This is a genomic window from Methylicorpusculum oleiharenae, assembly GCF_009828925.2.
GTDB classification, from domain to species: Bacteria; Pseudomonadota; Gammaproteobacteria; order Methylococcales; family Methylomonadaceae; genus Methylicorpusculum; species Methylicorpusculum oleiharenae.
Window position 1 is genome coordinate 1,201,783 of record NZ_WUTY02000001.1, and the last position, 20,479, is coordinate 1,222,261.

Consider the following 20,479-nt stretch of genomic DNA (forward strand, 5'->3'; position numbering starts at 1 on the left):
AACACGGGGTCTTTAATTCACGGACATTAAAACACGATTATAAGACACATGATATTGATTGCAGGACGACGCTAGCCGTCTGGAAATCAGTAAAAACGACGCGGCTCGGGATGAGGAAATGCTGGAATCACTGGAAACGGAGGTCAAAAGGAAGTGAATGTCCGACCCCATCCATGGCTTCTGGACCTCGGCAATCCAATCCCCCGGCATTCTCTGACCGGGGCAGGCTAAGCGTATTGATTTCAGGGTTTTTGGGGCGAAAGCAGCGAACGCTTGAGATCGGTAGAAAACGGTTCCTTGCCAAACCAGATGTTGAAATAGGCCAGCCCTTTTTCGGGATCATCCAGTTTTGTCATCAACGTGTCATTCAGAAATAACGATAGGCCTTGTTTGGGCGTGTAGATCAAATCGTAATAATCGCCGTCCTTGATGTCACGGTAACCCTGGTTGAACTCGGCAAATGATGCGCGCCAATCTTCAAATTGCTGACCCAGATTCAATTTGAGATATTCCTCTGAAGCTTCTTTAAACGCGTTGGCTGGAATGGACTTTTCATACACAAAACGCAATCGCTTGGGCGTTTCGGAAAATATGTCGTTCAAGCCATCACAGGATTGCAAATAAACGGCCGCATAGCCGACATGAATCCACCGGAACGCTTTGAGTTCTGCCTCACTGCAGCGCGATAAGGCCACTTTTTCGGACGTCAATTGAGAGGGTAATTGCTCGGTTGCGTAAACCGTGTTGCTTAGCAACAGCAGCAGCAAGCCCGGGCAACTTATCAGTCGTGTAAGCCGTTTTTTAACCATTGTAAAAAGCCTCCAATAACGGGAATGTGCAGATACAAGCCCTGCATACTGTCCCAGTAGTCTTGATGTAAAACAATCTTGTTGTCGCTGTTAAAACGCAAATGACTCATGCCTATGGACGTGACTTGCCGGTCCTGACCCATCACCGTAAACCCGGTAGCCATAATCCATCTTACAAACACGTCGTCACCCTGACTCTGAACACCCAACACTTCCAGTGATATGCTATCCAGGTTGCTTTGAGTCTGTTCCATGTAACGCAGTAAAGATTTACGGTCGTGTAAAGTGACCAGCGTGTCGTTAAAGTAGAGTTCTTCAGCATACGTGTCGCCTACTTTTTGCGCCAGAGGGCCTTCATTGAGGCCACTGTAAAGCTTAACAAACGGCTGTATTCGCCCGTTTTGTGCGGCATCCGGTTCCGGATTTATCAAGGATAAATATTCTTCAACCGGGTTGGGGTCTACGGCGCTGCAGCCCTGGAAAAGTGCGGCAATCAATATCCAAATAGGAACGTTAGTCATGCAATACCTCGTTTATTTTCAAGCGCAGTATTACAACACCCGATGCAGTTTTGCGTGAACAATTTTGTAAAATACGTTCACGCAATTTTCACGCGGCATACCCGTACAATGGCCACCAAAGAAAGTACAGAAAAGGAAAACATCCATGCAAATGCCAAACCCGTTAATCAAATTTCTCAGCTGGTTTGATAACAGTCATGTCAAAGAAACAGATAATGTTGGAGAAACTATAGACTGGCTGCGTGTCATACCCTTTGTATTAATGCACCTTGCCTGTCTATTCGTGCTAGTGGTTGGCTGGAGTCCGGTTGCCTTGTGGGTAGCCTTTTTTTCCTATGGCATACGGATGTTTGCGATCACCGCATTCTATCACCGCTATTTTTCTCACAAAGCCTTTAAAACCAGCCGCGTTTGTCAATTTCTGTTCGCCTTACTGGGCGCTACCGCCACGCAGCGTGGGCCTATCTGGTGGGCATCGCATCATCGCCGGCATCATCGCTATTCGGATAAAGACCAGGACATTCATAGTCCCAGACACGGCTTTTTATGGAGTCACATGGGCTGGTTTCTTTGTTTGAAACACTTCAATACTCGCGAGTCGTGGGTACGGGATTTACTCAAATATCCGGAATTACGCTGGTTGGATCGGTTTGACATCATCATGCCTATCTTGTACGCCTTTGGACTACTGGGTTTGGGCAACTGGCTGGGCAGTGCTTACCCCGAGTTGAATACCAGCGGTTGGCAAATGGTGATTTGGGGCTACTTTGTATCGTCCATCGTGCTGATCCATTGCACCTTGTTTGTCAATTCATTAGCGCATGTTTGGGGTAATCAGCGCTACAAGACTGAAGACGACAGCCGCAATAACTTTTTTATTGCACTGCTTACTTTGGGTGAAGGGTGGCATAACAATCATCATCATTATCCAGTTTCAGCTCGCCAGGGATTCTTCTGGTGGGAAATCGACATCAGTTATTACATTTTAAAATTGATGGCTATGACCGGCCTTATCTGGGATCTCCAGCCGGTGCCCAATCAGCGTTTGACCAGCGATTTAATAGCCAGGGAGTCGACACTATGAAAATCGCCATTGTCGGCAGCGGTATCTCCGGCATTTATGCGGCGCACTACTTGAGTCAAAAACATCAGGTGACGCTTTACGAAGCCAATGCCTATGCGGGCGGCCATACCGACACACACCATATTGCGCTTGAAGGAAGAACTTACCCTGTGGACACCGGTTTTATTGTGTTCAACGAGCATCATTACCATTATTTCTGCCGCTTTCTCAGAGAGTTGGGTCTGGAATCTCAGTCTTCGGATATGAGTTTCAGCGTCACCGACGCCAAATCGGGGCTGGAATACAACGCAACGACTGTGGATAAATTGTTTTGCCAGCGGCGCAATATAGTCCGGCCCCGTTTTTACCGGATGATTGCGGATATTTTCAGGTTTTACCGGGAAGCCCCGCAACTGCTTGAATCAACTGATGATACGCTGGCCTTGGGTGATTATCTGGATGCAAACGGCTACAGCCAGACTTTTATCGACGATCATATCTTGCCGATGGCCTGCGCTTTATGGTCTGGTCCGCCCAGCGTAGTCAGACAGTTTCCTGCGCGTTATCTGGTGGCGTTTATGGCCAATCATCAAATGCTCAAGATCAGTGACCGGCCTGAATGGCGAACGGTTGTGGGCGGATCATCCAGCTATGTTGAAGCGTTTAAAAAACGATTCCAGGGCGAATTAAGGCTGGGCTGCCCTGTTCAATCCGTTCTACGTGATAATCAGGGGGTCTCGATAAGCAGTCTTCAAGATACGCAAACCTATGATCGGGTTGTATTGGCCTGCCACAGTGATCAGGCCTTAAAGATACTGACGGATGCCAGTGACAAGGAGCGGGAAATTTTAGGTGACATGACCTATCAGTTGAATGAAACGGTATTGCATACCGATCCGGCGTTGATGCCCAGGCACCCCAAAGCCTGGGCCAGCTGGAACGCACTGAAACTGGACGAAGAACAAGCGCGGTGCACAGTCACTTATTACATGAATTTATTGCAAAATATCAATGCTCCCGAGCCCTTGCTGGTGACGCTCAACTGCACGGATCGTATCGACCCTGCCAAGATTTTGGTTAAACGGACATACCACCATCCGGTTTACAACGCGGCAAGTCTTGCCGCACAAAAACGGCGAGGGCAAATCAACGGCTTTAATAATACTTATTTTGCAGGTGCCTATTGGGGTTGGGGATTTCATGAAGACGGTGCGCGCAGTGCGCAAGATGTCATTTCACTGATCAACACATGAACAGTCGCTTATTGATAGGGTGGGTCAGGCATCGCCGGTATGCACCAAAGCCGCATGCCTTCCGTTATCCGGTATTCATGACCTGGCTGGATCTTGATGAAGTCGAGCAAGTGATGAACAACAGCCGGTGGTGGAGCAATGAACGCTTCAACCTGGTCAGTTATTACCGGTCGGATTACCTGGGCGATCCACAAATGACGATTGCCGATGCGGTAAAATCCAGAATCCAACAACAAACCGGAACCTGGTTTGAAGGGCGCATTATTTTGCTGACGCACTTGCGCTATCTGGGCCACAGTTTTAATCCGGTCAGTTTTTACTTTTGTTATCCGGATGACTGCAAGCAACCCCGGTTTATCCTGGCCGAAATTACCAACACACCCTGGGATGAGCGGTTCAGTTATTTACTGGATACCCGGGACAGTCCGGAACATGCTAACAAGTGGTCGTTTCGGTTCGACAAGTTGTTTCATGTTTCGCCGTTTATGCCGATGGACCAGCACTATCATTGGCGATTCAGCCTGCAGGACAAGAAGCTGGCGATTCATATGGAAGTGGAGCAGGATTCTGTGCCTTGTTTTGACGCGACGCTGTTACTCAACACCATACCATTGACCGTGCAGACCATGCTCAACATCCCTTTGCATTACCCTTTCATGACGCTGAAAGTCGTAGCGGCTATTTACTGGCAGGCACTTAGGCTTTGGCTAAAGGGCATCCCTTTTTATCCCCATCCGGAAAAAATAATCGAGTAACCAGGAGACAACACCATGAATGCAACGACAGCCGAGTTGAACCTTGTTCCGACAAAGCTTGATCTTCAGCTCAGAAAGGCGTTTGTGAACAAGCTTTCAAGAATCAAAGACGCCCAGCTGACTATCCAGGATCCCCTGGAGACTGTGGTGCTGGGAGAGAAGGCCAAGGACGGCCTGAGCGCTAAAATTGTGGTGAAAAATCCGGATTTCTACCGGCAGATCGCGCTGAACGGATCGATAGGCGCCGCTGAATCGTACATGGATCATGGCTGGGAAGCGGATAATTTAACCGGGGTCATTCAGATTCTGGTCCGTAACCGTGATTTGCTGGACAGTATGGAAGGCGGTTTGGCTGCGCTTGCCAGTTTGTTGCTTAAATTCTGGCATTTTGCCAATAAAAATTCAGTGCAGGGCTCCAAACGAAACATATCGGCTCACTATGATCTGGGCAATGATTTATTTGCATTGTTTCTTGATCAACACGGCATGTATTCTTCGGCCACCTACCACGATCTGGAATTAAGCCTGGAAGAAGCCTCAACCGCAAAGCTGGACCGCATTTGTCAGAAGCTGGCGCTGCAACCGGACGATCATTTGCTGGAAATAGGCACCGGCTGGGGCGGCTTCGCCGTTTATGCGGCCGGTCATTACGGCTGCCGTATTACAACGACGACCATTTCACAGGAACAATATGACGCCGCCAAACAACGTGTGGCCGATGCCGGTCTGACTGATCGCATTGAAATAGTGATGGAAGATTACCGGGATCTGCAAGGCCGGTATGACAAATTGGTCTCCATAGAAATGATAGAGGCGGTGGGTCATCAGTATCTGGATACTTATCTTAAACAATGCGCCGCACTGCTCAAACCGGATGGTTTAGCTCTGATTCAGGCGATAACCATTGAAGATCAGCGCTACAAGCAAGCCTTAAAAAGTGTTGATTTTATCAAGCGTTATATATTTCCAGGCAGCTTTATTCCCTGCATTAGCGCGATAGTCGACAGTGCGGCACGGTGCACGGACATGCGTTTGATCAATCTTGAAGACCAGGGCGAGAGTTATGCGATGACCTTGAAAAGCTGGCGAGAGCGCTTTATGGGCTCGCTGGAACAGGTCAGAGCCCAAGGCTACAGTGAATCGTTCATTCGAATGTGGGAATTCTATTTGTGTTACTGCGAAGGAGGGTTCCGCGAAAAGTCGATTTCCAATGTTCAATTACTCTGGGCTAAACCCGGAAACCGCCGTGCACAATGGTTGCCAAACAATGGTAAATGAACGCATTCTCAACATGGTCTGGATGCAAGCCTTGTGGTTTGCTGCGGTAATCGGTGCCGCAGCAGACTATAACTGGCCTGCAGGCCTGGTCTTGTTGGCGTTTATCGTCTGGCAGACACGGCCGGCGCGTCATGCCAAAGGCGATGTGCAATTGGTGCTGGTTGCGGTGGTCATGGGTTTTCTGTTTGACACGTTTTGGGTAAAACTCGATTGGCTGGTTTTTCAGGCCGCAGCAACACCAAGGCTGGCGCCTTTCTGGATAGTGATGCTCTGGGCGGGTCTGGCGTTGACAATCAATCATTCTCTGGCTTGGCTGCAAACAAACAGGAGTCTGGGGGCCTTGATGAGCGGAGTGGCCTGTCCACTTTCCTATTTGGGCGCAGAAAAACTAGGCGCCGTGCAAATTGTCCCGGATTCAAATTTATGGTGGCTGGTGATGGGGGCAACATGGGCAGCCGTCGTGCCGTTTTTGCTGTGGTTAGCCATCAAACTTAAATCAGCGCTTTGATACCAGGAGGTATTGAATGTTTAGTTTAACCGTGGTCGGCGTATTAAGCGTGATCGCTATGCTGATGGCCTGGGTCTGGCAGCAGAACCACCGCAATGCAGGGATTGTCGATGTCATCTGGGCATTCGGTATGATGTTTGCCGGGCCCTGGTATGCTTTTACCGGTTCTGCACCCGTGTTATTGCAATTGAGCCTGGCTTTATTGACGATGGTCTGGTTTATGCGATTAGGGCGTCATCTTGCTCTTCGCGTATTCAGCGAACAGGAAGACGGCCGTTACAAGGCGATGCGTTTGGCCATGAAAGAAAACGCATCCAAAGGGTTTTTAGGCTTTTTTTTAGTGCAGGCCGGATTTATCTGGCTCTTGTCTTTACCTTTCTACGCTGTTGCCCAAAACCAAAATCCATCTACTCAGTTGATTGTGCTGGCGCTGGTTATTGCCGAACTGGCTTTTTGGGGCGAGGCGGCTGCCGACCGGCAATTGGCTGAATTTCGTAAAAACCCTGATAACAAGGGGCGTACCTGTCGCAATGGCTGGTGGCGTTATTCAAGACATCCCAATTATTTTTTCGAATGGCTGCACTGGTTTGCGTATCCCTTAATGGGTTGGGGCAGTGAGTATCAGTATTGGTTATGGTTGGCGCCGGTGGTGATGTTCTGCTTTTTGTATTTCCTCACCGGTATTCCGTTTACAGAGCAGCAAGCTTTACGAAGCCGGGGCGAGGATTACAGGCTCTATCAACAAACCACTCCCATGTTTTTCCCTTGGTGGCCCAAGGCTTAGCTGTTAGCGCCGGGTAGGTTGGGTTAGTTGGCAGGCCTAATCCAGCAATCAAAGCACTCAACTGCCGAAAACCCATCTGTTGGGTTTACGGCTATCGCTTAATCCAATCTACGCTGAGTAGTTGCAACGTTTCTTACAAAAACCAAGAGGTTCACGATGAGCTTGATCGCACTGGCAGAAGCCGGAAAAGTCCCCGATACCCTCATTAGATGGGGTATTAGACGTTTATTAAAACAGCGTTTGCACGAAGAATTCGCCGACGATGTCGAACGCCAAAGTCAGCGTTACCGTGACTTATTGGCAGAACTCAGGCTAAGCCCGATTGCGATAGAAACCGAGGCAGCCAATCAACAGCATTACGAAGTACCGGCCGCTTTTTATCGGTACGCTTTAGGTAAGCATCTAAAATATTCATCCTGCTATTGGGATCATGAGACTGATAACCTGGATGAAGCCGAGGCAAAGATGCTGACCATCAGCTGCGAACGGGCTGAACTGACAGACGGTCAGAATGTGCTTGAATTAGGCTGCGGCTGGGGATCTTTGACGCTATGGATGGCCGCGCATTACCCCGGCAGTCGTATAACCTCCGTATCAAATTCCAACAGCCAGCGTGAATATATCAATGAACAGGCCCGTCAACGCGGTTTGAACAATATCGAAGTCATAACCTGCGATGTTAATCAACTGTCGCTGGATCGAACCTTCGACCGTATCGTTTCGGTAGAAATGTTCGAGCATATGCGTAATTACGACAGCCTTTTAAATAAGGTTGCGTCCTGGTTAAGGCCCGGCGGCAAGCTGTTCGTACACATTTTTTGCCACCGCTATCTGGCCTATCCGTTTGAAACAGAAGGCGATGACAACTGGATGGGACGGTATTTTTTTACCGGCGGAATGATGCCCGCCCGCGATACGCTGCTGCATTTTCAAACACAGTTATCTATCGAATGTCAGTGGGATGTCTCGGGGCGGCATTATCAGCAAACTTCTGAAGCCTGGCTTAATAATGTGGATACCCACAAAGAGGCTATTTTACAGTTGTTTGGTGAAACTTACGGAAAGACGGAAGCCGCGTTATGGGTGCAGCGCTGGCGACTGTTTTTTATGGCTTGTGCCGAGTTGTTTGGATATCGCGGCGGTAATGAGTGGCTGGTGGCTCATTACCGGTTTGCCAAAACAGGATAATCATGCCAAAACAAGGTCTGCACTATAAACTGATCAAAGCGTTTTTGTGGCAAATTTTACTGATCAGTGGCGCGACGCTACTCGGTGTTTTTGCTGCAGCCAAAATCGTTGAAGATGTTTTGGTCAGGGAGGCCTTGCAAGGCGAAGCCACGCATTTCTGGTCGTTATACCAGACCCATGCGGATTTCCCCCGTCCCAATACGGCCAACATGAAAGGTTATTTGGCCAAAGGGGTGGACGACACAGAGGTGCCGCCTGCGCTGCGCCATCTGACGCCAGGCTTTGGCCGGGCGAATGTGGAAGGCCGTCATCCGATTGTTTATGTAGAAAATCAAGGCAAAGATCGGCTATATCTGGCTTTTGAAGAGCAGCAGGTTGCCGCGCTGTCATTTTATTTTGGTACCGTGCCGCTCAGTCTGGTTTTGGTGCTGATTTATCTGTTCGCCTGGCTTGCTTATCAGCAATCCAAAAAAGCCATTTCACCGGTTATCAAACTGGCAGAAGTGGTTGAACGGTTTGATTTTAGAAAACAAGGATTGGCTGAGCTGGATCTGAACGAATTGCGCGACTCAGGCGACAGTGATGTCGCAAAACTGATCGATGCACTGGATCATTTCACCGAACGGCTGGAATTGTTTATCGAGCGTGAGCAAAATTTTACCCGTGATGCCAGTCACGAATTGCGCACCCCGATGGCCGTCATCAAAAGCTCCCTGGCTTTGCTGCAACGACATACCGATTATCAGCCCAGCGAGCGCAATGCCCTGGCGGTGATTGAAAACACGCTAAAAGACATGGAAGAACTCATCGAGACCTTGTTGCTGTTAGCGCGGGAGGAATCTTCGCCGCTGCCGGAAGAAGATGTCTTGATCAACGATTTATTGGCGACATTGGCCGAACAAGTTAACCGCGTTGCCGGTTCGGATCATCTACGCCTGGAAATTGAACAAAACTGTCTGTTGTCCACCGTCGCTTCGGAAAAAGTGCTGCACATTCTGTTCACCAATCTGCTGCGAAATGCGTTCAGCTATACGCGAGAAGGCACGATCAGCATTATCATCGACGAAAACCGCGTCACCGTCTCCGATACCGGAATCGGAATGGAACAAGGCCAGCTGCAACAAGTCTTCGAACCTTTCTACCGGGCCCAAAACGACAACCGGGGACACGGCTTGGGCTTGACGATAGTCAACCGGCTCTGCAACCGCTTTGGCTGGCAATTAAAAATCAGCAGCAAACCCGGCGAAGGCACACGCGTGTCGGTCTATTTTCCCAAAGCCAAACGGGTGGGCGGAAGGCGTTAGTTAATTCGGCAGGATGTGGTTCGTTCCTCACCAACCTACCGAGTTGCCGTTCATGACTGACCTAATGATGTGGTCAAAGGGAATGACCTAAATTTACTAGGGTTGGCCGGTATTTGTTCTCTACAGCCCTTCTCCCCAGCGGTACTGGAAAGCGATTCCGACGATGTCGAAGTAACTGCCGGTTTGAGAGTAAACGCCGGTATTCCCATGTAGTTTGACGGAGAATTGCTTGCTGAGAGGGAAAGCAAGGGTTCCGCCGACACGCCAATTTTCCTGACGGTTATTGCCCTCTATTTGATCTTTAGTGGTTTCTCCACCGGTATAGTAATTGGTGTCGAAAGCGCCCCAAATGCCGCGTCCGAAGCTATAGATCAGGTGCCCTTGAAGCGAATAAATAGGATCTTGTTCCAGGACATGTCCCTGGAAAGGCTCATCGTTGTCGGTGAAGAAGAAGGCTCCGGCTGCGAGCTCGGCGGTCAATGGCCCCCAAGCCTTGGAAATGCCCAGTTCGGGCTTGATAAACCAGCGATTGGTGCCGATGTTGACAAGTTTTGTAGGGTCGTATTGCCCACCAGGCGCTGCTACCGCAAGACTGAGGCCGACAATGGTATCCTGTTGATAGCTGGCGAATTCTTTCATTGACAGAGCGGGGGCACCATAAATATTGACGTATAAACGCACCAGCGGATCGGCAAATCCGCCGATTTCTCTCGTTCTTGTTTCTCCTAATACGTCCGCTTCACCCGATATCCAGGCATGGGGAATGATGATGTCAATCTTTCCTGACTGCCCCCAAAAATCCAGCGAACGGACATAGGCAAGGACAGCGCTGTGAGTTTCTAACTTGCCGTTGGTGATGGGTACCGACGGCGCGAAAGTGACATTGCCACTGGTGTAAGCGTACCCTGCCACCAGAAAATTAAGACCAACGGGAATATTGGAGTAGGATCGGGGTTCAATGTCCGTCGCGCTTACTGAAAACGGCAGGATTCCAATTAGCGTAGGCACGGCCAGTCTGAAGAAACCAGACAGGATGAATGAGGCGCCTCTAACATAATGACTCATAGCTTTAACCAACCAGTGAATGTCCTGCTTTGCTCAGCAAAAACGGTTTTTTCTACCACCCGTCATAAATCAATTGACTGACTACCAGGCCGGCCATCCAGATCAATTGGGAGGGTTTATGTGAATCCTCAGTCAATCAAGCGGCGGGTAATTTGCGCGTATTCGCGTTGAAAAATCATCCGCATCACCGGCTGCCTTGGCCAGAGGATTGATATGGGCACGCTGCTGTAATTCGGCGAAAGGAAGCGTTTGATCCAGCCGTTTCGATTCGTAAAGATATTCCGGCAAATAACCGCTGAGTAAAATCTTCCACGAAAAGGACAGATGTTCGGCATTGACCCATGTTCTCACCCAAATGGCAACGGTGCAATTGTCCAGCAAGGTATTGTAAAACGCCGGTTTTTCGTACAATTCGTTGATTTTTTCTATATAACTGAGAAATAGACGGCGGCCGTTTTCTTTGCCGCCAGTGGGCTTGAAAAGATAACCTTGCTCGGGAGGGTTGTTGCGGTAGTTTGTTCGAAGCCGAATGACATCGCGTTCATCGGCGACGATATAAATTAACTCGTATTGCCGGAAAAACCCTTTGATGGTGGAATATTCTTCATTCATCTCTTTGCGGGTTTCGATGGAAACAGCCAAACGTCCCTGTTCGCCAAAGTTGAAACTGAGGATGGTATGCGCGATGGCCGGGCCCATCCAATAAAAAGCGAGGAGTTCGACCTCTTCGAGCTTGCTGACGTTATAGGTTTTGTCGTAATAGGCCGGGTCATAATCAAATTCGCTTCGATAATCGAAGTTGCGGATATTATGCAGGGTGACCCGGTCTCCATCGACGGTTGCATAGGCCAGTTTTGCAACATCCTTTTGCCAGACTCGATCATTGGAGGGCGAAATGCAAAGCCATCCTATCAGGACGATAATAAACAGCGTCAGATGCACCCTAAAATATCGAAAACGCTGGCAGAGCCCCAGGACATCCAGTAAGGCTAAAATGCCGGATAGACCAAAGAGGACTGCGAAGCCGGTTTGCCATGAACTTGTCATGGAATCGCCGTAATACAGGGCCAGCGCTCCCCAGGCAGTAGTTCCGGTCAGAACCAAACCCAAAAAAAGTTGTTTAAGTATTTTTTTCATAATTCTACATAAGGCTAAACTATCGACCATGATAGCCAACATAACTAATATATCATCGCATACCGTTCAAATTTAGGAATCAACGGACCGGCACGATTTAATGTTATTAATGTTATGGGCTTGCTGCCAAATTCAATCAACTGACATGAGACAAAACCTATGACTGCCGAAATCATAAATCACACTGACAACATTATCACGGTCAAAATAACGGGTAAGTTGAGCTATCCGCAGCTGATCGCCATCCAGAATTCCGCCATCAGTATTATCCGGCAGCAAGGCAATATCCGTATGTTGATTATTGCTGAAAACTTTAAAGGCTGGGAAAAGGAGGGTGATTGGGGCGATTTAACGTTTCAGACAGAAAACGATGCTTACATTGAGAAAATGGCGATAGTGGGTGAAAAGCTATGGGAGGAAATGGCCTTGATGTTCAGTGCCAAGGGGTTTAGGCAATTTCCCATAGAGTATTTTCAACCGGACGATTTACTGAAAGCCCAACAATGGCTTAAAGAAGATTGAGCCGGCTTAAGAACAATAAAGTGTAACTATTCACAGCGAAGCACAACAGTCCCTCTCCAGCCGGAGAGGGCAGGGTGAGGGGAAATTGGAAATAAGGAAATAGGCTTCAATTTATCCCCCCTCATCCTAATCTTCTCCCGAGGGAGAAGAAAGAGTCCGTCGTGCTGAATAGTTTCCAAATAGTTACGCAATCAGCAGTTTTGCACGCCTCAGTTTAAACGCTCGGTAATCACTCACCCATCGGGGCCGCCCGGAGATTCATGATATGAAGTTTTTTGCTTTTTATTTGTTGACGGTGTTTTTCTATAGCCTGGTTTCCCGGCGTCTGGAACGCACACTTTTCACCGCGCCAATACTATTTACGCTGGCCGGCATGTGTCTGTTTATCGGCTTTCCGGTTCAATATGCTCAACTGGAACTGAGCAGGGACGGTTTATTGCTGATTGCTGAAATAGGTTTGGTATTGACGCTGTTTACCGATGCGGCACATCTCAATTTAAAGAGTTTGAGGTTCAAAACAAACCGCGATCTGCCTGTTCGTTTGCTGACCACAGGCATGTTGTTGACCATCGTCCTGGGTTCCGCCGTCGCAATGCTCGTTTTCGGACGGTTCACATGGCTGGAAGCCGGTATACTCGCCGCCATTTTAGCGCCAACCGATGCCGGTTTGGGCGTGGTCATTGTCAATAGCCCATTAGTTCCGGTACGCATCCGAGAAGCGCTGAATATCGAAGCTGGACTCAATGATGGTCTTTCCGTTCCCTTTTTAATGTGTTTTACGGCCTTGGCGTTGTACAGTCATGAAGGCGTCACCACAGTATTGACTCGGTTTCTGATCGAACAGATCGGTTACGGCTCTTTGATTGGGAGTGGCATCGGCCTTGCGGGAGGCTTCCTGCTCGGGCTGGCTTGCCGTAAGCAATGGATGGCTAAACCCATGCAGCAACTGGGGCTGGTGGCTTTACCTTTATTATGTGTGTTGGCCTCCGAAGCTACTGAGGCCAGTATGTTTATTGCGGCTTATGTTGCCGGTTTCGCCGTTCAGGCCGGGTTCTCGGAAGCGGGCAGACACAGTGTTGAATTTACAGAAACCTGGGGACAATTATTCGACTTTTTTGTGTTCTTTTTGTTCGGCTTGCTTTTCGCCCGGTCCGGGCAGGACTTCGCTGCGGTGCATATGATCTACGGCTTGTTGAGCCTGACCGTTGTCCGTATGTTGCCTGTGGCCCTGGCTTTGATAGGTAGCGGTTTAAGCCGGTCCACGGTGTTGTTCATGGGCTGGTTCGGGCCGCGGGGACTGGCTTCTATTGTTTTGGGACTGGTTTATCTTGAGCAGCATGCCAATTTACCCGGCGATTCTGATATTCGACTTTCAGTCATGATGACGGTGTTACTGAGTATCTTTTTGCACGGCTTTAGCGTGCTGCCGGGAATTCGCCGTTATACCTTAAAAATAGCCTCGCTGAATTCCGGTGCTCCGGAACTTCAGCAAAACGAGCCTGAAAATCCTGCTTAATTTACCCACAACAAGGGCACTTACCATGTCTACATTATTACAACTATGCCTGCTTGCTGCTTTGGGCCTCTCTCTGTCAGCCTGCTCCAGCGTAACTGTCACGACCGATTACGATCATTCGACGTCTTTTGATCACTACCGAACCTATACCCTGGCGCCTTCAACCGATCAAGTCGGGTTATCACCTTCAAGTGAAGCTGCACTGCGTGATACCTTGCAGACCCAGCTTGCAGCCCGCAGCATATCCGAAGTTAACGAGAAAGCTGATCTGCATGTGGTCCGGCACATTTCGACCCAGGAAAAGCTGGTGGTTCATCAAGCCACCGATTTGAGTTATACGAGCCTGCCTTATCGTTACGGCCGTTACGGCATGTGGTCCGGAGCCCCGCCCATGTATACCGATGTATCCCAATACACGGTAGGGACTCTGATTCTTGATTTTGTGGATGCCAAATCTCAAAAACTGGTCTTCCGCGGCATTGCCACGGGCACGGTCAGCGACCCGGAAACCAATGCCGAACGCATCCGTGAAGCCGTAGAAAAAATAGTCCAAAACTATCCCGGTGGTATCAAACAATAAGTAAAGGACTCCTGAGTAACAGGCTGTTTCCGCTAAACCCATAAGCCCGTCATGCCCGTCCGAGTGCAATATTTTGTTTTAGCAAACTCCGGATGATGTGAATGCGTTGTTATGAACGGTTTGGTGGATTTGATGGGCTTCGTGTTACTCAGCCCATCCTACGCGACACATTTAGTAGGATGGGCTGAACAAAGTGAAGCCCATCAACATAAACAACACTTTTCCAAGGAACAATCATGACCGACTATCGCCGCCTGTGTATTCCCGGTGCTTCGTGGTTTTTTACCGTGAATCTGGAAATGCGGCAGGGTAATCGTTTGCTGGTGGAACATATCGATGTATTGAGCACCGCGTTTGCTTATGCCAAACAACGCCACCCGTTGCGGCTGGATGCGGTAGCGATAATGCCGGAACATCTGCATTGCATCTGGACGTTGCCAAAAGATGATGCGGATTTTTCCACGCGCTGGAATTTGATCAAGGGTTATTTTTCCCGCCATTTGCCAGGCGGTGAAAAGGTTTCCAAAAGCCGCGCGAGCAAACGCGAACGCGGTATTTGGCAGCGGCGATTTTGGGAGCATTGCCTGCGCGATCAGGACGATTTTAACCGGCATGTCGATTATAATCATTGGAACCCGGTCAAGCACGGCTGGGTTCAGAGGGCTCAGGATTGGCCGTATTCCAGTTTTCATCGTTACGTGCAAGCGGGGGTTTATCCGCTGGATTGGTTGGCGGATGGCGTTGAGGAGATTAAGGGTGATGATTGAATAACTACGGAGCTGCTGCCCAACACCGATGGGCTTTGCTCAGCCCATCCTACGGCATTGATGGTTTTCGGATGATGACGAAAAATCAGATCGTAGGATGGGCTGAATGAAATGAAAGGAAGAATAAACAGATAACAGGTTTTCGACTGACCTGGACGGTAAGGAAATCAGTTTATCCCTTGCTAAACAAAACGATGTGATTAACCTCAATGAAGATTTGCTGCAAACAGTCAACATCAATTGAACGGCTTTGGTGCGAAATAAATTTCCATTGTTACGGGCGGTGAGGGACTTAATTTGCTTATATCGTAGACGCGAGCAAAAAGAAGGTTATCAGCAAACCTTGTTCGGCAATCCATGCCGAAATGACGGCGTTGATGTTCTATCAACAATTAACGAAATGGTCTTGAAATGTTGGGTTGGCTATTGCTAACTGCAACTTACCCGATGCATCACCTTATTTTTGTTGCTCCGCTGAATAGCTACGTTTTGGACTTTATTAATCGTGGCGATATAAAAGCGCCCGTTTTCATCAGATACTGCCCTTTCGCAGCATTTCGGCGAATACTTCCGGCGGAACCGGTTTGCTGAAGAAATATCCCTGAATTTCATCGCATTGTTTTTCGCGTAGAAAATCGAGTTGATCCTGTGTTTCTACGCCTTCTGCGATAGTTTTGAAGCCCAGTCCTTTCGCCATGCCGATAATTGCGGTCACGATAGCGGCGTCTTCGGTATCGCGGCCTAAGTCTCTGACGAAGCTTTGGTCTATCTTAAGCTTATCGATCTGGAACCGTTTGAGATAGCTCAATGAAGAATAGCCGGTTCCGAAATCATCAATTGCCAGTTTGACGCCCAATGCATGTAATTGATTGAGCGTACTGATGGTTTGTTCGGTGTTTTCCATGGCGATGCCTTCAGTCATCTCCAATTCCAGCAAGGCAGGGTCCAGTTTATATTCCCGCAAGGATTGGGCAATTAACCGGTAGAGCCGGTCTTGCCGGAACTGTGCGACGGATAGGTTGACCGCAACAGGGACGATATCCAGCCCTTCGCTTTGCCATGTTACATTTTGGCGGATGGCTGTATGCAATACCCAGTCACCAATGTCGACAATCAGTCCGCTCTCTTCGGCAATAGGAATAAAACGGCCCGGTGGCACCATGCCTTTCTGAGGATGCTGCCAGCGTATCAATGCTTCAACACCAATAATTTTTGATGTTTTCGCATCTATTTGCGGCTGGTAATAAAGGATGAGTTCATTTCGCTCCAATGCCTGACGTAACTCATTTTCTACCTGGAGCATTTCATGAGCATGCTGATGCAATTGGCGAGTGAAAAATTGGAAATTGTTGCGGCCATTTTGTTTGGCACGGAAAAGAGCGGCATCAGCGGATTGCGCAAGCTGTTCGAGTTCGTTGCCGTCCTGCGGATATTGCGCGATGCCGATACTGGCGGTTAGCGTCATGCGCTGACCTTCCAGAGTAAAGGGCTGGGCAATCAGTTCCAGCATTTTTTGGGCAACATGCGCCGCCCCTTCCGCATCGGTATTGGGCAATAAAAAAATGAACTCATCACCGCCCTGACGGCACACGGTATCATCCGGGTGTAAATGTTCAATAAAGCGGTTGGCCAGCTCTTTAAGCAACTGGTCGCCAATGCTGGGACCCATTGAGTCGTTAACTATTTTGAAGCGGTCGACATCCAGATACATTAACGCAAATGAACTGTTGGCTCTCTGCGCAGCAGCCAGGGCGAGTTGTGTTCGATCGCGCAGCAAATCCCGGTTGGGAAGATGTGTCAATGGATCAAAATTGCTTAGAAATTGGATACGTTCTTCGGCCGCTTTGTGTTCACTGAGATCGTTTAAAATACCGATATGATGAGAAATGCGGCCACTCGGGTCGCGAATAACACTGATGGAAAGCCATTGAGGATAAAGACTGCCATTTTTGCGCCGGTTGATCACTTCACCTTGCCAATGGCCTTGATTCAGGATTTGCCGCCACATATCCTCATAAAAGGCCTTGTCTTGCTTTCCTGAAGAAACCAGTCTGGGATTTTTGCCTAACGATTCCTGAAACGAGTAACCGCTGATTTCCGTGTAGGCGGGATTGACGGAAACAATCTTGTTTTGAGCATCGGTGATGATGATGCCTTCGCGGCTGAAATCAAAGACCTGAGCATTCAGGCGTAGCTGTTGTTCTGCTTGCAAGCGCTCGGTGATGTCCTGAACAGTGCCATTTATTGCTATGGGCTTGCCTTTCGCGTCACAGTTCAGTTCACCATGCATTTCGAGTATCCGTTCGTTACCCTCCGGCAGCAGCAATTTGAATTGATGCGGGCCGGCCGTCTCATGTTCCAAAATGCCGTTGAGCCATTTTTGCAAGCCCGGTCGCTCTTGGGGATGAATCCGTTTTGTAAAAGCTTCAAGGTTTTGTTCAAAGTTGTCATGGGTTGTTTGAAAAATGTGGTAGGTCTCGTCAGACCAGGTGACATTATTAGCGGGTAGGTCAATACGCCAGCTGCCTATTTGTGCAATACGTTGAGATTCGGAGAGCAGTTTTTCATTATCACGCAATGACATTTCAAGGCGTTTAAGTTCGCTAATATCGGTTGAAATACCGCAAAGACCATAGATGCTTCCATTTTCTCGCCGTAAGGGGATCTTGACTGCCCAATAGCTTGCAGCTTTGCCTGTTGATGTGACGATATTCGATTCTTCAGTCTGAACGGCTTTACCTTCGACCAAAACACAGCGGTCATTTTTTCTTATTTGTGCGGCGCTTTGTTCATCAAATAATTTTTCATCGGTAGCGCCAATCACTTCGTCCATTGTCAGGTTCCAAAGTGTCAGGCAGTTACGATTAACAAACTGGTAACGTCCTGCTTCGTCTTTGATATAGATACAAGCACTGACATTTTCCAGAACCGCCGACATTTTAGCTTCATTTTCAGCCAAAGCCTGTTCGGCCGCTTTTCGTTCGGTTACGTCCTGACAAGAGCCAATATAGCCTTGAAAAACACCCTGATCGTCAAAGTAGGGGGCGCCATTGTCGAATATCCATCGGTATTGACCGTCATGGTGTTTAAGGCGATATTCCATGCTAAACGGTTTTTGATGATCGAACTGACTGAAAAACAGGTCTTTGCACTGGTGAATATCATCAGGATGTACGCCCTCCATCCAGCCATTACCCAGCTCTTGTTCCATCGTCCGTCCGGTAAAATCGAGCCAGACCTTGTTGAACCAGGTGCACTTTTTATCGGTATCCGATACCCAAATTAGCGCCTGAGAAGATTCCGTGACAAAACGAAAATGGGATTCGCTTTTATACAGGGCTTTTTCTGTAAGTTGTCGCTGATTTTCACGATCGAAATTGTCCAGGGCGAAACTGATGTCGTCAGCCATTTCCTTAAGAAGATTAATGGCATCCTTATCGAAGGCGTCTTTTTGTGCATGATAGACAGAAAAAACCGCAAAAGGTTTGTCATTGCGCTGAATGGGAAATGCCGCTGCCGAATGCCAGCCGAATGTCTTGGCGCTCTCGTGCCAATGACGAGTCATTGGATCGTTCAAGTAGTCTTTGACAATTACCGGGCGATTTTCAAGCAAGGCCTTTCCTGTGATGCCGCAATCCAACTGGAGGTCCCCGCGCGAAGAATAATCGAGATTGTCAAGAAAGGCTAATCCCTCTCCATATCGGGCTACCGGTTCGATGCGCTGGTCTGATTTATTGAGTTGTCCAATCCATGCCATTTTCATCCCGCCGAAATCGACTGCGCATCGGCATACGAGAGGAAACAGCTCGCTTTCGTCTATCATGCGGACAATGGCCTGATTGGTCTCGCTTAGCGCCTGGTAAAGATGCGTCAAGCGCAGGATGCGCTGTTCGGCATTTTTACGTTCGGTAAGGTCGCGTAAAATTGTTAAATAAAATTGACTGTTCAATTGGCTCGCGCACACTTCTGCTGCAAATTCGCTTCCATCTTTACGCACATGTATCCATTCTTCAAGATGAGTGATTCCGGGCATCATTAGGTTGACATCAAATTCCAGACGGGAATGTTCATGTGTCGCCACAATGTCGGGCAAGCGCCGTTCTAAGAGTTCATTCCGGCTATAACCCAGCATTTTGAGGGCCGCAGGATTAGCATCGATTAGACGATGGTCCCGAGATATCAGCAGAATCCCATCCCCGGCTTGCTTAAACAAAAGTCGGAAACGGGAATGTGCACTTTCACGTCCGGAGGATAAAAGCCACGTCAGCAGGCTTAACGTCAGCGTGACAGCGATTCCTGCTGTGGCTATCAGTAGGGCATGATCGCCCGAAGAGATACGATCCTTAAAAGCGGGGGTTGTACTGAGTTGCAGTATCCATTTGCGGCCGCCGAATTCTAATTCACGGCTGGTTTGTAAGCTACCTGATAGTGCCCGGGCATGATGAGATACAGCGTCAGAGTGATAAAGGGGGATGGGGTCGTAATCGGGAGAGCGATCATGAATATCAAAATCCAGATCGGGATCAATCTCGCCGCGCAGTCCGGCCATAAAATCGTTCATTCTAAAAGGAACATCAACCCAACCGGCATTAGCCGCTCTAAGCTCGGCTGGGGTATTGAGTTTTACGCCCTGTTTATAAATAGGCAGGTACATGACAAAAGCAAATACGTCCTGTTTGCCGGCATCCTGCACCAGGGTGATTCGTGGTGTGATCGCAATTTCGCCCGTGTCCCGTGACAGTTCCATGGTTGTTCGTGCATGGGGTAAGGTAAAGGTATCGAAGCCAAGTGCTTTTAAATTGTCATCGGTCAATGGTTCAATATGCGAGATTGGCGCATAAACGGCGCGTTGACCTTCCGGTTTGATCGAATAGTCCGGGATATTTTGTTTTCGTATTTCAGCGATATGCCGGGATTTATCGGAGTGAGGCACTAGGGTTACCAGACCAATGCCTTGAACGCCGGGGAGCTTTGCTTGTACGTTCAGAGCCTGTATGTAAGATCTGAATTCTTCAATCGAGATGTAATCCGAGCCTTCAAAGAAGCCTTTAACGCCTCGCATGACAACCGAATAGTTGTTGATCCGGCTACGGATAACTTGGGTTGCCATATCACTCGAAGACTCAAAGGCGAGGCGCAAACGTTCGATGCGTTGTTGTTCCGCATGCCGCCATAATGTGGTAGTAATGCCTAAGCCGCTCAATAGCACCAAGCTGAAAAAAATCCAGGGGGTTAAGCGGCGGTTGACTTCGCCAATAAAATATTTGCCGGAGCGATGAGTCATGCCTAAAACCGGAATATATAAGTGGAATATTCTGAACAGTATAGCAAAGTGACTAACGGTTGACCTTACTCCAAATTCTAAATCATTGGTAACTGTTCAATGGAGGTATCTGCTAACGCCTTCCTAATTTTATTGGGTGTAGGTG

16 protein-coding genes and 2 pseudogenes are annotated in these 20,479 nt (G+C 48.6%); 13 read left to right on the top strand and 5 right to left on the bottom strand.

Annotation, left to right across the window (positions count from 1 at the left end):
• Positions 1 to 242: 242 nt before the first annotated feature.
• Positions 243 to 809 carry a chalcone isomerase family protein gene (locus GO003_RS05635; protein ID WP_159652040.1) on the bottom strand — a complete coding sequence of 189 codons (567 nt, stop codon included), beginning with the start codon at positions 807 to 809 and terminating at the stop codon, positions 243 to 245.
• Entirely contained in the window at positions 782 to 1,330 is a 549-nt protein-coding gene (locus tag GO003_RS05640) for a nuclear transport factor 2 family protein (RefSeq protein ID WP_159652038.1), read from the bottom strand. The genes GO003_RS05635 and GO003_RS05640 overlap by 28 nt, the downstream gene beginning before the upstream one ends.
• A gap of 145 nt (positions 1,331 to 1,475) precedes the next feature.
• Between GO003_RS05640 and GO003_RS05645 the strand changes: the two genes are divergently transcribed.
• From GO003_RS05645 to GO003_RS26535, 9 genes and pseudogenes are all read left to right on the top strand, one after another.
• The gene (locus GO003_RS05645) at positions 1,476 to 2,414 is read left to right on the top strand and encodes an acyl-CoA desaturase (RefSeq protein ID WP_159652036.1); all 939 of its coding nucleotides are present in this window, start codon (positions 1,476 to 1,478) and stop codon (positions 2,412 to 2,414) included.
• On the top strand, positions 2,411 to 3,646 hold the full coding sequence (locus tag GO003_RS05650) for an NAD(P)/FAD-dependent oxidoreductase (protein ID WP_159652034.1): 1,236 nt from the start codon (positions 2,411 to 2,413) through the stop codon (positions 3,644 to 3,646). Before GO003_RS05645 ends, GO003_RS05650 begins: the two co-directional genes overlap by 4 nt.
• Positions 3,643 to 4,401 carry a DUF1365 domain-containing protein gene (locus tag GO003_RS05655; RefSeq protein ID WP_159652032.1) on the top strand — a complete coding sequence of 253 codons (759 nt, stop codon included), beginning with the start codon at positions 3,643 to 3,645 and terminating at the stop codon, positions 4,399 to 4,401. Before GO003_RS05650 ends, GO003_RS05655 begins: the two co-directional genes overlap by 4 nt.
• A gap of 15 nt (positions 4,402 to 4,416) precedes the next feature.
• On the top strand, positions 4,417 to 5,679 hold the full coding sequence (locus GO003_RS05660) for an SAM-dependent methyltransferase (protein WP_159652030.1): 1,263 nt from the start codon (positions 4,417 to 4,419) through the stop codon (positions 5,677 to 5,679).
• Complete coding sequence (locus GO003_RS05665; protein WP_159652028.1) at positions 5,669 to 6,187, top strand: DUF2878 domain-containing protein; 519 nt, start codon at positions 5,669 to 5,671, stop codon at positions 6,185 to 6,187. The genes GO003_RS05660 and GO003_RS05665 overlap by 11 nt, the downstream gene beginning before the upstream one ends.
• Positions 6,188 to 6,203: 16 nt before the next feature.
• Positions 6,204 to 6,971, top strand: a complete 768-nt coding sequence (locus GO003_RS05670; protein WP_159652026.1) for a DUF1295 domain-containing protein — start codon at positions 6,204 to 6,206, stop codon at positions 6,969 to 6,971.
• A 156-nt stretch (positions 6,972 to 7,127) separates the two neighbouring features.
• On the top strand, positions 7,128 to 8,159 hold the full coding sequence (locus GO003_RS05675; protein ID WP_159652024.1) for an SAM-dependent methyltransferase: 1,032 nt from the start codon (positions 7,128 to 7,130) through the stop codon (positions 8,157 to 8,159).
• Between the two features lie 209 nt (positions 8,160 to 8,368).
• A pseudogene (locus GO003_RS26530) lies at positions 8,369 to 8,989 on the top strand (histidine kinase dimerization/phospho-acceptor domain-containing protein); the annotation flags it as partial.
• A 159-nt stretch (positions 8,990 to 9,148) separates the two neighbouring features.
• A pseudogene (locus GO003_RS26535) lies at positions 9,149 to 9,463 on the top strand (sensor histidine kinase); the annotation flags it as partial.
• A 120-nt stretch (positions 9,464 to 9,583) separates the two neighbouring features.
• Here the strand turns inward: GO003_RS26535 and GO003_RS05685 are convergent.
• Complete coding sequence (locus GO003_RS05685) at positions 9,584 to 10,528, bottom strand: transporter (protein WP_159652020.1); 945 nt, start codon at positions 10,526 to 10,528, stop codon at positions 9,584 to 9,586.
• A gap of 132 nt (positions 10,529 to 10,660) precedes the next feature.
• On the bottom strand, positions 10,661 to 11,665 hold the full coding sequence (locus GO003_RS05690) for an Lnb N-terminal periplasmic domain-containing protein (protein WP_206444567.1): 1,005 nt from the start codon (positions 11,663 to 11,665) through the stop codon (positions 10,661 to 10,663).
• A 159-nt stretch (positions 11,666 to 11,824) separates the two neighbouring features.
• Between GO003_RS05690 and GO003_RS05695 the strand changes: the two genes are divergently transcribed.
• The 4 genes from GO003_RS05695 (at position 11,825) to GO003_RS05710 (ending at position 15,050) form a co-directional block, all read left to right on the top strand.
• Positions 11,825 to 12,187: a SpoIIAA family protein gene (locus tag GO003_RS05695; protein ID WP_159652018.1), complete on the top strand. Its 363-nt coding sequence runs from the start codon at positions 11,825 to 11,827 to the stop codon at positions 12,185 to 12,187.
• 265 nt (positions 12,188 to 12,452) lie between these two features.
• A complete protein-coding gene (locus GO003_RS05700; protein ID WP_159652016.1) occupies positions 12,453 to 13,703 on the top strand; it encodes a cation:proton antiporter in 1,251 nt (416 codons plus the stop codon).
• Between the two features lie 25 nt (positions 13,704 to 13,728).
• Positions 13,729 to 14,283, top strand: coding sequence for a DUF4136 domain-containing protein (locus tag GO003_RS05705; RefSeq protein WP_159652014.1), 555 nt, complete (start codon positions 13,729 to 13,731; stop codon positions 14,281 to 14,283).
• A gap of 236 nt (positions 14,284 to 14,519) precedes the next feature.
• Positions 14,520 to 15,050: an REP-associated tyrosine transposase gene (locus GO003_RS05710; RefSeq protein ID WP_159652012.1), complete on the top strand. Its 531-nt coding sequence runs from the start codon at positions 14,520 to 14,522 to the stop codon at positions 15,048 to 15,050.
• A gap of 532 nt (positions 15,051 to 15,582) precedes the next feature.
• On the opposite strand, the gene GO003_RS05715 is transcribed toward GO003_RS05710, so the two are convergent.
• Positions 15,583 to 20,334: an EAL domain-containing protein gene (locus tag GO003_RS05715; RefSeq protein WP_159652010.1), complete on the bottom strand. Its 4,752-nt coding sequence runs from the start codon at positions 20,332 to 20,334 to the stop codon at positions 15,583 to 15,585.
• Positions 20,335 to 20,479 lie beyond the last annotated feature (145 nt).